The sequence below is a fragment of the Streptomyces sp. NPDC048254 genome (assembly GCF_043201895.1).
Taxonomy (GTDB): domain Bacteria; phylum Actinomycetota; class Actinomycetes; order Streptomycetales; family Streptomycetaceae; genus Streptomyces.
Genome location: NZ_JBICZJ010000021.1, coordinates 41,545 through 53,025 on the forward strand (window position 1 = coordinate 41,545; position 11,481 = coordinate 53,025).

At 72.6% G+C, this 11,481-nt stretch carries 7 protein-coding genes; all 7 read left to right on the top strand.

What is annotated here, in order from left to right; translation table 11 throughout:
* The first annotated feature begins 2 nt into the window (after positions 1-2).
* From ACGFZQ_RS41715 to ACGFZQ_RS41745, 7 genes are read left to right on the top strand one after another with little or no spacing between them, the layout of a single operon-like run.
* Positions 3-5,279, top strand: coding sequence for an SDR family NAD(P)-dependent oxidoreductase (locus ACGFZQ_RS41715; protein ID WP_393844804.1), 5,277 nt, complete (start codon positions 3-5; stop codon positions 5,277-5,279).
* The gene (locus ACGFZQ_RS41720) at positions 5,276-6,715 is read left to right on the top strand and encodes a condensation domain-containing protein (protein ID WP_393844805.1); all 1,440 of its coding nucleotides are present in this window, start codon (positions 5,276-5,278) and stop codon (positions 6,713-6,715) included. Before ACGFZQ_RS41715 ends, ACGFZQ_RS41720 begins: the two co-directional genes overlap by 4 nt.
* Positions 6,712-7,740, top strand: coding sequence for an NAD(P)-dependent oxidoreductase (locus ACGFZQ_RS41725; protein ID WP_393844806.1), 1,029 nt, complete (start codon positions 6,712-6,714; stop codon positions 7,738-7,740). The genes ACGFZQ_RS41720 and ACGFZQ_RS41725 overlap by 4 nt, the downstream gene beginning before the upstream one ends.
* On the top strand, positions 7,737-8,924 hold the full coding sequence (locus ACGFZQ_RS41730) for an acetyl-CoA carboxylase biotin carboxylase subunit family protein (RefSeq protein ID WP_393844807.1): 1,188 nt from the start codon (positions 7,737-7,739) through the stop codon (positions 8,922-8,924). The genes ACGFZQ_RS41725 and ACGFZQ_RS41730 overlap by 4 nt, the downstream gene beginning before the upstream one ends.
* Positions 8,921-9,475 carry a hypothetical protein gene (locus tag ACGFZQ_RS41735; RefSeq protein WP_393844808.1) on the top strand — a complete coding sequence of 185 codons (555 nt, stop codon included), beginning with the start codon at positions 8,921-8,923 and terminating at the stop codon, positions 9,473-9,475. Before ACGFZQ_RS41730 ends, ACGFZQ_RS41735 begins: the two co-directional genes overlap by 4 nt.
* A complete protein-coding gene (locus tag ACGFZQ_RS41740; protein ID WP_393844809.1) occupies positions 9,476-10,048 on the top strand; it encodes a thiamine pyrophosphate-dependent enzyme in 573 nt (190 codons plus the stop codon).
* Positions 10,045-11,448 (top strand): 4-hydroxyphenylacetate 3-hydroxylase N-terminal domain-containing protein, encoded by a 1,404-nt coding sequence (locus ACGFZQ_RS41745; RefSeq protein WP_393844810.1) that lies wholly within the window; start codon positions 10,045-10,047, stop codon positions 11,446-11,448. The genes ACGFZQ_RS41740 and ACGFZQ_RS41745 overlap by 4 nt, the downstream gene beginning before the upstream one ends.
* Positions 11,449-11,481 lie beyond the last annotated feature (33 nt).

An 11,481-nucleotide genomic window follows, 5' to 3' on the forward strand; every position in this document is an offset into this window, starting at 1 on the left:
TCATGAGCATGGAACGGATCGCCGTGGTCGGGATCGGGGCCAGGGTCCCCGACGCGGACGACGTCGAGCAGTTCTGGGCCAACCTGCTGGCCCGGCGCAACAGCATCCACCGTCTGACGCGCGAGCAGTTACTTGAGGCGGGCGAGGACGCTGCGGTCATCGACGCGCCGAACTACATCCCGGTCCGCCCGTTGATGAACGATCCGTGGGGCTTCGACAACAGCTACTTCGAGATGCCGGAGCGCGAGTCCCTGCTGCGCAATCCACAGCACCGGCTGTTCCTCGAACTGTGCTCCACCGCTCTGCAGACGGCCGGGGTGGACCCGGGCCGGTTCGACGGCTCGATCGGCGTCTACGGCGGCTGCGCGAGCGACCGGTTCGTCGAGGACCACATCCGAGCCAACCCGGAACTCATGGCGCAGGTCGGCGAGATGATCGCGCTGGTCTCCAATAACATCGACTACCTCGCGAGCTTCGTCTCGTACAAGCTCGGCCTGCGCGGCCCGAGCGTCGCGGTCCGCACCGCGTGCTCAACCTCGTTGGTCGCTGTACACCTGGCCTGCCAGGCGCTACGTGCGGGCGACTGCGACCTGGCGCTGGCCGGCGGCGTCGAGATCGAGACGCCCTACGGTCGCGGTTATCTGCATGTCGAGGGCGGCATCGAGACCAGGGACGGGGTCTGCCGACCACTGGACGCGGACGCCAGCGGCACGGTGTTCGGCAGCGGCGGCGGTGTGGTGGCCCTCAAGCGGCTGTCCGACGCGCAGGCCGACGGCGATCCGATCTTGGCCGTCATCCTCGGCACCGCGGTCAACAACGACGGGGCTGAGCGTGCCGGGTTCACCGCCCCCAGCTGGGAGGGGCAGAGCCTCGCGGTGGCCGAGGCGATCACGGTGGCGGGGGTCGACCCGTCGAGTATCTCCTACGTCGAGCTGCACGGCACGGGCACGAAGGTCGGGGACCCGATCGAGATCCGGGGTCTGCACGAGGGCATGCGGCTCGCCACGGGCCGCGAGTTGGAGCCGGGCACCTGCGCGATCGGCTCGGTCAAGTCGAATCTGGGCCACCTCGGACCGGCAAGCGGCGTGGTCGGACTGATCAAGACGGTGCTCTCGCTCGGCCACGAGACCATTGCGCCCACCATCAACGTGAACCGGGTGAACCCGGACCTCAAGCTGGAGCTGACCCCGTTCGTCCCGGCGATCGAGGCCCGGCCGTGGCCGCGGGTTCCGGGCACGCCGCGCCGGGCGGGGGTGAGCTCCTTCGGTTTCGGCGGCACCAACGCGCATGCGGTGCTCGAGGAGGCGCCCACGGCGCCCGGCGTGCCCTGCGAGACTTCCGGCCCGCAGCTCCTGACCTGGTCCGGTGTCGACGAGGCCGCACGCGAGCAGATGGGCGCACGGTTGCTGCGCGTCGCCGCTGGCAGCGGCGCGGAGGGACTTGCCGGGGCGGCCCGTGCGAGCCGCGCCGGGCGGAAGGGCCTGCGGTACCGTGCGGCCCTCCGCGCGGACGACTCGGCGGCGCTGCGGCGGATGCTGGAGTCGGGACAGGGCACCGTGCTCGGCGACGGGCAGCGGCGCAGAGCGGTGCTGATGTTCCCCGGCCAGGGATCTCAGTATCCGGCGATGGGCGTAGCCGCCCAGTCCCCGCTTCCCGGCTTCGGGCCGCTGGTGCGCTCCCTGCTCGGCGACTTCGGCGGGATCCTCGGCGTCGACCTGGTGCGCGTCTGGGAGGACGAGGCCGACCGGTCGGTCCTCGCGCGCACCGTACACGCGCAGCCCCTGCTGTACGCGGTGGGTCTCGCCGCCGCGCGTGCCCTCGCCGAGCTCGGGCTGGAGCCTGCGGCCGTGCTCGGGCACAGTGTCGGCGAGTTCGTGGCCGCGACCGTGGCCGGAGTGTTCACGGAGCACGACGCGGTGCGGATCATCGCCGAGCGCGCCCGCCTGATGCAGGCCATGCCCACCGGGGCGATGCTCGCGGTCTCCGCGCCGCAGACGGCGATCAGTGCCCTGGCACACGGCAAGGTGTGGCTGAGCGCGCGCAACGCGGTCGACCAGACGGTGCTCGGCGGTGCGGTCGATGCGGTGGAGGCCGTCGAACGGGAGCTGGAGCGGGAGGGGCTGAAGTACCGGCGCCTCGCCACCTCCCATGCCTTCCACACCCCGATGGTGGACGAGGCCGTCGCGCCGCTCGAAGCCGCGCTCGCCGGCACCCGGCTGCGGGCCCCCGACCTGCCGCTGATCTCCACGGTGACCGGCCGGGAACTGACGGATGAGCAGGCAGTGGACCCGTCCTACTGGGCGCGACAGCTGGCCGAGCCGGTCCTGCTCGCCGACGCGTTCGGCAACGTGCCGGTCACCGACGCGCTGCTGATCGAGTGCGGTCCGGGCTCGTCGCTGACCGGGCTCGCACGTCGACACACCGCGCTCGCGGCTCAAGGCGCCCGGGCCGTCTCCTTGCTGCCCGACCGGCCCGGTCACCACGTGCTGGACTCGCTCGGTGAGATCTGGTGCCAGGGTGCCGACATCGACCTGGGCCGGTTGCCCGGCACCGATGAGGTACGCCGCCTTCCACTGCCCGCTTACCCGTACCGGCGCACCCGGTTTCTGCTCCCGGACGCCTCGCGTGCTGCGGCGGCCGCCGTGCCGTCCTCGGCGACGCCGACCGCACCGGAGGCCTCAGCGGCGGCCGCGGACACCCGGAGCGGCCCCACCTCACCCGACGACGCCCAGCCGGTCATCGCGCTGCCCGTCTGGGAGCCCGCCGGGATCCTGACGCCGGTTCAGCCCGGCTCCGTCCGCAGGGGCAAAGCCGTGGTGCTGATGCCGGCGGACCGGGCGGCCGCCGCGCTGGTGCGCACCTCGCTGCAGCACGCCGGATACCGCGTAGTGCCGGTCGTGGTCGGCACGGAATCGCGGACCGGCGGGCACGGTGCCACCGTCCGCCCCGGTGATCCGGAGGATCTACAGGCCGCACTGGACCGGCTGCTCGACGACTCCGTCGACCTGCTGGTGCACGCCTTCGGTTGCGGCGCACAGGACGCGCTGGACCCGGAACACGCTCAACACGCGCTGCTCTCGGTGCTCCAGGTGCACCGCCACGTCGCCCGCAGGCCGCGACAAGAGCCCCGGCTGCTGGTCCTGAGCCAGGGCGCCGTCCAGCTCACGGCTGCCGAACCGGTGGTCCCCGCCCGCGCGGCGGCGGCCGCGGTCGTGCGCTCCGCCGTGCTGGAGAGCGGCGCGGGCCGCTCACGCCTCATCGACTTCGCGGCAGGGGACGCCTCCCTGCTCGCCCGGGAGATCGGCTCCGAGCCGGCCGAGCCGGTACTCGCGGTGCGCGGCAACATGGTCTGGCGGCCCGGCCGGCGCGTGCTGCCACTGCCGACGGACGCCACGCCGCTGCTGCAACCGGGCGGCCGGTACGTCATCACCGGTGGCCTCGGCGGCGTCGGGCTCGCCGTCGCCGAGGCGCTCGCCGACACCGGGCTGCTGCCACACCTGGTCCTGGTCTCGCGCAACGCCGAACACGGCGAACTCGACCCCGAGACCGACGACCAGCTGACCCGTATCGAGCAGGCGGGCGCCACCGTCGACCTCGAACGGGCCGACGTCACCGATCCGGAGAGGGTCGGCGAGCTGTTCGCACGCATAGCCGAGGAGTACGGCCCGGTCGACGGGATCTTCCACGCGGCCGGTGTCCCCGGCGGCGCGATCCTGGCCAACCGCACCCTCGCCGACGCGGCGCGGGTGCTCGCCCCGAAGGTGGGTGGTGCGCTCGCGCTCCGCGAGGTGGCTCTGGCCACTCCGTCCATCCGCTTCCTGTCGCTCTTCTCCAGCCGTGCGGCGCTCAACGGCCTTGTCGGCAGCGCGGACTACGCGGCGGCCAACGCCTTCATGGACGCGCTTGCCCACGTACCCGGCGGCGACGGCCGCACGGTCGTCACCAGCGTCAACTGGCCGACCTGGTTCGGTGTCGGGATGGCAGCGCCGGACGCCGGGAAGCGGGTGTGGCGCTCCCGGATCGAGCCGGAGGACTGGGTGGTGGCCGAGCACCGCCTCGACGAGGTGCCGCTGCTGCCTGCGACCGGGATCATCGAACTGCTGGTCCGGGCGGTGCGGGCGCTGTGTGCCGGGGACGGCGATCCGATCGAGTTCACCGCGCTCACGCTGGTCGGGCCGCTGACCGTCGAACGCGCCACCGAGGTCGAGGTCACGCTCACCGAGGAGGGCGCCGGTTTCCAGGTGAACATGCGCTCCTGGCCGGACGGCGAGGGAGATGCCGCACGCCTGCACGTCACGGGCAAGGTCCGGTGCACGGACGTGGCCACGGCCGCCCGACTCGACCTGGCCGCCCGCACCGAGGGGTGGTCCGCGGTCGAGCCGTCCGCGGTCGAGGGCTCACGCTTCCGGTTCGGTCCTCGCTTCGACGTGATCGCCGAGCGGTGGCGCGGTGCGGACCCGGACGAGACCGTCGGCCTGCTCGAACTGCCCGAGGACTTCGAGCAGGACCTGATGGTCCACGAGTTGCACCCCGCGCTGCTCGACCGGGCGCTCGCGCTGCAGCTGCGTCCGGGCGACCACATTCCCTTCGCCTACAAGCGCATCACCGTCCACCACGACCTGCCCGAACGTGTTTTCGCCCGGCACAGCCTGCGCCCGGAGACGGACGGACGTTCCGTCGTCGACGCGGTGGTGTGCGATGCGCGTGGGCGCGTGCTGGTCGAGATCGAGGGCTTCGCCAAGATCCGGCTGACCGCATCCGACCGGGACGAGCGTGCGGCGACCACGGCGGTGTCCCGGCCCGCGCCGCGGGTCGGCCTGACCACGGGGGTGAACCGGGATCAGGCGGTTGCCGCGCTGCTGGCGCTGCTGCACGTCGGCATGGGGCCGCGAGCCGTCGTCGTGCCGGCGCGCGAGTGGGCCGAAGAGGACGGCGTCCAGGCCGAGTCCGTGCCGCGGGCCCGCGTCGCCACAGCGTCGACGGCGGCTGCGGAGTCCGCCGTGTCCGCCGCGGCGACGGCCCCGGCTCCGGCGGGCATCCGGGCGGGTGCGAGTCGCGACGAGCTGATCGACACGATCATCAAGGTGTGGGCGGAGACGCTCGGCACGCCCGGCCTGGACGCCGGGTCGGACTTCTTCGCCGTGGGCGGCGACTCGCTCGTCGCGATCCAGCTGGTCTCCCGGCTGCAGGACCGGCTCGGGGTGGAGCTCAGCGTGTCCGACCTCTTCGAGTCGCCGACGGTGGGAGCGTTGGCAGAGGCGATCGGAGGTCGCGCATGAACAGCTCGTCCCGCTCCTCCGCCGCCTGGATCGCTTCCCTCGGCCAAGAGCGGCACTTCGCCTACCAGCAGCGTTTCCCTGACTCGGCGGCCTTCAACGTGCCGATCGCCGCGACCTTCACCGGTCCGGTGGATCACACCGCCCTCGAAGCGGCGCTCCGGGCCGTCGCCGCGCGTCATGAGCCGCTGCGCTGCAGCTTCGTGCAAGAGCGCGGCCTGCTGCGGGGGGTGCCGCACCCGGCGGAGTCGGTGCCGGTGACCCAACACGACCTGCGCGGCTCCACGGAACTCGAACTCGGAGTGGAGCTTGCCCGGATCGGCTCCACCGAGGCCGCACGTCCCTTCGATCTGGCCGCGGAGCCGGCGATGCGGGCCCATGTGGTGCGCCTGCGCGAGGACGAGACGGCGTTGGTCCTCAACGTTCACCACACCTCCTTCGACGGCTGGTCTTCCCCCGTGTTCTTCCGCGACCTGTCGGACCGGTACCAGGAACTGACCGAAGGCCGGGCCGCGGGCACGGCACAGTTCGAGGACGTCTTCGCCGACTTCGCGATGCAGCAGCGCCGGAGGCTCACCGCGGGCGGCTTCGACGGGGAGATCGCGTACTGGCGCGACAGGCTCGCCGAACCGGCGCCCCCGGCGCAGTGGCCCTCGGACGACCGGGACAAGGACGCACCCTGGTGGGCCGGGGACATGGCCTGGGCGACGATCCCCGAGGAGCTGGTCGAGGCGTTGCGTCGCGCCGCCGCCGCTGAGCGGACCACGCTGTTCGGTTGGACCCTCGCGGTGTACAAGGTCGCGCTGCACCGCTTTCTCGACGCCCGTTCGGTCGCCGTCGGCTCACCGTACGCGGCACGTACCGACCAGCGCTGGCACGATCTCGTCGGCTTCTTCGCGAACACTCTGGTGTTCGGCTACGAGTTCGATCCGGACGAGACCCTGCGCGACTTGGTCCGGCGCACGCACGCGCAGGCCATGAGCGGCCATCGGCATCAGAACGTGCCCTACGGCGTCCTGGTGGACCGCTTCCAGCCGCCGGTGCAGGAGGGGCGGACGCCCTACTTCCAGACGATGTTCATCGTGCAGAACACCCCGCTGCCCGACGCACGCTTCGGCCCGCTGCGCCTGCGCACCACGAAGATCGTCACTGGTTCCGCCCGCTACGACCTCACTTGCTGCCTCGGGTGGCGTCGCGGCCGGCTCGCACTCGAGCTGGAGACCCGGCCCGCGCTGCTCGGCCAGGAAACCGCTCTGAGGTTCGCCGACCTGTTCTTCGGCCTGCTGGCCGCCTCGGTCGCGGAGGCGGACACGCGGGTCGGTGCGCTGACGCCGCTGCCGGTGCGGCTCGGGATACGGCGCGGGCGCGAACGCACGGACTCCGTCGATGGTCTGTTCGAAGGACTCGTCGGCGACTGGCGTACGAAGGAGCCGCGGTGAACGCCGTCATCTGGGCCGCGCTGCCCCAGGAGGCCCGCGACACGGCGGGGAAGCGGCCGCTCGGACCGTTCGGCCGGGTCGAGGTCCGGCTGTGGCAGGAGTGCGGGGAGGACGGCGGCATCCTCCTCCTGGCACCGCACGAGTACTCCGATGACGAACGCCTGCGGATCGTGCACGCGCGCCACTGGTCCTGGGTGCACCTGTCGTCCGCCGGAGTCGACTTCATGGATCTCGCCTCGTGGCCGGGGGAGACGCTGCTGACCCGTAGCTGGCGCTGCTATGCCGCGCCCCTGGCGGAGTACGTCCTGCACGCCGTGCTGAGCCGTGAGTGGTCCGGTGCGGTTCCGTGGGAGCAGAGCGACCCGAGGCAGGCTTGCGCCGGGGACGGGGCTCCGGTGCCCGAGTTCTCCGTCGGCGCGGAGTCAGGGGTCTTCGGGACGCGCGTCGGGATCGCGGGCTGGGGCGAGGTGGGCCGCCGCGTCGGCGCGGTGCTGGGCGCCCTCGGCGCCCAGGTCGTCGTGCTGCGCCGGTCGGGGTCCGACGGGTCGACCGCGGGGGTCGAGGTCGTCCACGACCCCCGCCGGATCGTGGACGTCGACCACCTGGTCGTCGCGCTGCCCCTGACGGAGTCCACGCACCGGATCTTCGACCGTGAGGTGCTCCGGCACTGCCGTCCCGGCATCCACATCGTCAACGTGTCGCGGCCACAACTGATCGACCAGGAAGCCCTGTTGGAGCTGTGCGCGACCGGGAGGGCCCGCGCGACGCTCGACGTCACCGAGCCGGAACCGCTGCCCCCCGGCCACCCCCTCCTCGCCCTGCCGACCGTGCGGATCAGCCCTCACATCGCCTGGCGCAGCGGGCGCGGCGGAGGAAGCGGGATGTCGTTCCTCGACGACTTCGCCCTGCTGGCCGACACGTTGGCCGCGGACGGGGACCTGCCGGCAGGGGCAGGCGCCGCGGGCGACCGGCATCGCGCCGTGGAACGAGTCCGGACAACACGAAGGCAAAGGTGCGTCGCATGACTTCTCAGCCCCAGGTCGTCTACGTCCTCGTGGCCAAACAACCGCTCACTGCCGATCCGGCCGCGGCATTCCCCTGGCCGGACGCCGAGATCGTCGTGGTGGCCGCCGCAGGCATGGAGGCCGTACTGCGAGAGGACGTCGAGTCCGCCGTCCCCGTCCGCCACGTGCCGCATTCCGAGTGGCAGGCGTGGATCGAGGCCGACGCGGCCGGACGGGTCGCGCAGGTCGTCACCAACGACGAGTACTGCCTTGAGGACTGCGCCGCGCTGCGCGCCGCCTTCGGCCTGGTCCCACGCCATCCGGCTCGGCTGGCGAACTACCTGGACAAGGTCGCGATGAAACAGGCGCTCAACGCCGCCGGCGTCGCCACCGCGGGTTTCCTGGCCTTCGACCAGGTCCGCGTCGATGCGGACCTGGCCGGACAAGCCGTCAAGGAGCTCGGTCTGCCGCTGGTGGCCAAGCCTCGGCAAGAGGCCAACTCGCGCGGCGTGGAGGTGCTCCGCGACCTGGACCAGCTGCTCGACTGGCAGCGGCGGCGGGCCGGCGAGGCCGGCTGGCACTGGGAGGAGTTCCTGGAGGGCCGGCAGTTCCACGCCAACGCGATCGTGCGCGAGGGCGACGTCGAACACGTCCAGGTCGGCCGGTACGTCGGCCCGCTGCTCGGCTTCGGGCAAGGGCAGCGGGTCGGCTCCTCGACGCTTCCCCCGGACGGCCCCGAGTCTGTGACGGGCCGTCGGCTCAACGAGGCGGCTGTCGCGGCCCTGGGCGGCGAGGGCTCCTTCGTGGTCCACACCGAATACATCCAGCGGCCGGACGGTACCCCGGTGGTGCTAGAGGTCGCGGCGCGCGCCCCGGGGGCGTTGGTGGCCGAGGTCTCCCGGCTGCACGCGGGCGTCAACCTGGAGCAGGCCAACCTCGCCCTGCAGGCCGGTGCACCCGTCGGCCGACCGGCCCCCACCGGTTACGCGGCCGCTTGGCTGTGGGTGCCGGTGATGCCCGGCGAGATGTTCGGCGCCGGCCCCTCGTTCACCGGCGGATCCCTGGTCCAGATCAAGCGGTCCGGCAGGGAGGGCAATCTCGGCGACTCAGGGCGCTTCGGCGCCTCAGTGCTGCTGTGGAGCCGCGACGCGGAAACCGTCGAGGCGGATCTGGAACTCGCCGAGAACTGGGACTGGACCCGATGACCACCATCGCGAGTGCGGGCACGTCGACCGCGGAGCCCGCCGAGGACTCCGGCCACCCCCTGGCGCGGGAGGTGGCGGCGGCCCTGGCCGAGCACTTCTCAGGGCCCTTCTACGTCACCCCCGACGGCCTGCAGGCGCCGCTGATCGACAGCCTGGGGTCCGTCGTACGGCTGGAGAACGTGGTGCGCGAGGACATCGCCGTCGGCCTCGCCGCCGGAGCGCGGCTGGCCGGCGGGGAACCGGTCCTGCTGATGCAGAACTCCGGCTTCGGCCAGAGCGTCAACGCACTGGCCTCGCTGGTGCTGCCGTACGAGCTCCCGATGCTCCTGGTCATCGGCATGCGCGGGACCGACGCGGACGACACCGCGGAGAACCTGGTCATGGGCCGGATCACCGAAGACCTGCTCCGGATGTTCGGCATCACGGCCCGCGCCCTGCCCGCGCGGGACCCAGGTCCGATCGTGTCCATGGCGGCCGCGGACCTCCGGGCCGGGCGCAGCTCCGCGCTGCTGATCAGCCCCGGACTCTTCGGCTGGAAGGCGACGGCGTAGATGCGCAAGTCCCAGGCGATCGGACTGGTCCTCGGTGCGGCCGGCGATGCTCCGGTGGTCACCACCACCGGCTACGCGTCCCGGATCGCCGCCGCGATGGGTGACCGTCCGCAGAACTTCTACATGACCGGATCCATGGGTCTGGCCGGGGCCGTCGGCGCCGGCCTGGCCGCCACCCTCGGCCGACGGGTGTACGTGATCGACGGGGACGGCAGCGTGCTGATGAACGCCTCGGTCCTCGCCACGATCGGCGGCGCGCCGCCGACGCCGCTGACCCAGATCGTGCTCGACGACGGCCTCTACGCCTCCACCGGTGGGCAACCGACGCACTCGGCCTCCTGTGACTTCGCGGCGATGGCGCTGGCTTGCGGCTACCCGCGGGCGTGCACCGTCTCCGACGCGGACGGGCTCGCCCGCGCGCTCGTGCCCACGGGTGAGCGGGGTCCTCACCTGATCCACTGCCGGCTGGAGGCGGCCGCGGAGCCTCCGGGCCCGCGCATCCCGTGCGACCTGCCCGCGCTCGCCGCGACCTTCCGCGTCGCGGTGTCCAACCTCCAGGAAGGGACTCTGTGACCGTGGTGCCCCCCCGCATCGGAAGCGACTACCTGTCCGGCCTCAAGGGCCGGAGGATATCCGTCTCCGGGCGCCTGATCGACGACCCCGCCACGGAGCCGGGCTTCGCGAGGATGGCGGCCCACCTCGCCGACTACATCGACGAATGCCGCACCTGTCCGGAGCTCGCCGACACCGACGGCACCCCGCTCGCCTACGGTCTGGCCGCCGACGGCGAGCAACTCGCGCGGCGCGGACGCGCGTTCGCCGAGACCGCGCGGCGCAGCGGCGGACTTATGGGACGTAGCCCGGACTTCCTGGCGACGGTGCTGACCGGCTGGCGCGCCGGGGCGGAGCACTTCGGTGACGCCGCCGACCGGGTGATCGCCTACTGGGAACACGCCCGCACCGCCAACCTGGTCCTCACCCACGCCATCAGCGATCCTCCCGCCGACCGCCACCTCGCCTCGGCCGGGCCGGTGCAGGCGGTGCGAGCGGTGCGGGAGACGCCGGACGGACTGGTGGTGCGCGGAGCCAAGATGCTCGCCACCCTCGCTCCCTTCGCCGACGACCTGCTGGTCTACCCGTTCCGTCAGCTGCGCCCGGAGGAGGCCGACCAGGCGCTGTGCTTCGCGGTCCCCTGCGACGCCCCCGGGCTGACCCTGCACTGCCGCCCCCCGCTGGGCGTCGGCGACGCCGGCGTCAAGCCGCTGGCCGAGCGCTTCGACGAGATGGACGCCGTCTGCGTCTTCGACGATGTGGTCGTCCCTTGGGACCGGGTGTTCATCGACCGTGACGTGGAGCGCGCCAACACCCTGCGCGCGGGCACCGGCATGACCGCCTACGCCTGGCACCAGTCCGCCACCCGGGCCTGGGTGAAGGCGGAGTTCGTCTTCGAGATCGCGCAGGCCTGCGCCGCCGCCGCGGGCCGCACCGCCCAGCCGACGGTGCGTGAGCAGCTCGGCGAGCTCGCCGGCATCGTCGAGACCTTCCGGGCGTTGGTGCACTCCGCCGAGTCCGGGCACCGCACGGACAGCCGCGGCCAGGTGATCCCCGACCCGGTCCCGCTGGCCGCCGCAGGCATGCTCAACGCGCAGCTCTACTCGCGCGCCGTCGAACTGCTGCAACTGGTCGTCAGCAGCGGGCTGGTGATGCACCCGGTGCCCGCCGACGTCCAGGCGGGCTCCCCGGCACACGAGTTCTTCGACACCTACTTCGCCGGCGCGGACACCGACGGGACCGGTCACGGCGCTCTGCTCCGGGTCGCGGCCGACCTCGCCCTCGACCGCTTCGGCGGCCGTCAGGTGCTGTACGAGCGCGTGTTCCTCGGCCCCCCGAACGTGTTCCGCGGGGTCTTCTACGACCACTACCTGGCGCAGCGAAGCTCCGCGATGCTCCCTCGCATCCTCGACAGGCCCTAGCCCGAACCTCGGGCCGTCCACACCGCCACACCC

Bases quoted from the DNA above. Each gene is read 5' to 3' on its own strand.
- ACGFZQ_RS41720 (WP_393844805.1), top strand. From the start codon at position 5,276: ATGAACAGCTCGTCCCGCTCCTCCGCCGCCTGGATCGCTTCCCTCGGC.
- ACGFZQ_RS41735 (WP_393844808.1), top strand. From the start codon at position 8,921: ATGACCACCATCGCGAGTGCGGGCACGTCGACCGCGGAGCCCGCCGAG.
- ACGFZQ_RS41740 (WP_393844809.1), top strand. From the start codon at position 9,476: ATGCGCAAGTCCCAGGCGATCGGACTGGTCCTCGGTGCGGCCGGCGAT.
- ACGFZQ_RS41715 (WP_393844804.1), top strand. From the start codon at position 3: ATGAGCATGGAACGGATCGCCGTGGTCGGGATCGGGGCCAGGGTCCCC.
- ACGFZQ_RS41730 (WP_393844807.1), top strand. From the start codon at position 7,737: ATGACTTCTCAGCCCCAGGTCGTCTACGTCCTCGTGGCCAAACAACCG.